At 65.7% G+C, this 1,605-nt stretch carries 2 protein-coding genes; both read right to left on the bottom strand.

Features of this window, described 5'->3' with window-relative positions:
* The coding region (locus tag J4F42_17970) for a hypothetical protein (protein MCE2487406.1) at positions 1-446 on the bottom strand (446 nt) is incomplete at its 3' end.
* 75 nt (positions 447-521) lie between these two features.
* On the bottom strand, positions 522-1,577 hold the full coding sequence (locus J4F42_17965) for an alpha-hydroxy-acid oxidizing protein (GenBank protein ID MCE2487405.1): 1,056 nt from the start codon (positions 1,575-1,577) through the stop codon (positions 522-524).
* Positions 1,578-1,605 lie beyond the last annotated feature (28 nt).

The following is a 1,605-nucleotide window of genomic DNA, read 5'->3' as shown; positions in this document are numbered from 1 at the left end:
TCCGAGAACTTGGCGAAGAAGTCGGCGCTGAAAATATTAAACGCCCGACACGCGGCCCGGCGCGCCTCGGTATCCGGGATACGGGGGATGCCCAGGCCAGCCGTGGGGTACAGGATCGCATAGTCGAGCCCAATCTCCTCCATCCGCTCGTACAGCAGGGCCGGCATCATGGCCGTTGCCCGGTCGCGGGTATTCTTTGTCGGCAGGCCCCAGAACGCCTGCTGGGCCGTGCGCGTATTCCGCCGCTCGTCCACCGACATGGCCAAGTCTGTCTGGACCTGATCGATGAACGCGCTAAAGCCTGCGACCGCCTTGTCTCCCCCGATGCGGCGCAACTCGTTGCGGACATAGGGTCCGAACTCCAACCAATGCCCATCCGCGTCGATAACCGGATGATCCAAACCAGCCCGCACACGCGGCGCGCTCAGGTGTCCATTACTGCTCATGGGTCCCTCCTTTGCTGCTCTCGTCAGTCTTTCTCCTGAATAGTGGGTTTCCAACTCCCTTGCAACGCACGGCGCCTACTCGGCCCGACGGATCATCTCCGGCCCCAGATCCCGCACGCTGGTCTGGCCGCACAGGGCCAGACTCGCCGCCAGCTCCTCGCGCACCAGCTCCAGGCTCCGCCGCACCCCATCCGCACCGTCAACCACCAGACCCCACAGGATGTTCCGGCCCATGGCCACCACATTCGCCCCCAGCGCCAGCGCCTTGATGACATCCGTCCCGCGCGAAAACCCACCGTCAATGATGATCTCGGCTCTGCCGTCAACCGCCTCGACAATTTCGGGCAGAACCTCAATCGTGGCCTGGGTCGCGTCAAGCTGGCGCCCGCCGTGGTTTGACACCCAGACGATCTTCACCCCGGCCTCAACCGCCAGCCGTGCGTCCTCGGCGGTCAAAATTCCCTTGAGACCGAGCGGCACGGACAGCATCTCTTGCAGCCAGGCCACATCGTCCCAGGTCAGTCGGGCCTGATAGTCCATGTCCGGCGGCTGGGGATTGGGGGCCAGCATGCGCGCTATTCGTGGGTCATAGCGCTGAATCAGATCCCGCTCACGGCGGCCGTAAACCTGCAAGTCAACCGTCAGACACACCGCCTTATACGCCCCGGTCGCCTCGACCCGGCCGAGCAGCTCCTGAGCCCACGAGCGCGGGCCGGCAAAATACAGCTGAAACAGCAGCGGAGCGCCGGCCGCCGCAGCCACCTCCTCAACCGGCCAGCCGGTCACCCCACTGACCACGGCCAGATTGCCGGCCTGGCCCGCCCCCCGGACCATCTCACAGTCGCCCTGGGGATGAAACACGACCAGCCCACCCATGGGCGCCACCGCGACCGGCATGGGCAGCCGCAGGCCAAGAAACGTGGTCTCGAGATCCACCTGGCGCACGTCTCGGAGCACCCGCTGGCGGATGGCCAGGCGGCGGATCGCCCGCCGATTGCGGCGCAGCGTGGTCTCGGTTTCGGCACCGCCCGCAGCATAGCCCCACGGGCCGGGCGGCAGAATACGCTTGGCGGCCCGCCGTATCTCGGGCAGGGTCAGAAAACGTTCCGGTCGTTCAGCCTGTTCTGCCATAGCTGTCCCCCTTTGTGTGCCAAGCCTA

Source organism: Desulfurellaceae bacterium, from assembly GCA_021296095.1.
Taxonomy (GTDB): Bacteria; Desulfobacterota; Binatia; order Bin18; family Bin18; genus JAAXHF01.
Note: the sequence above shows the minus strand (reverse complement) of the source record. Positions and strands in the feature narration are given on the sequence as shown.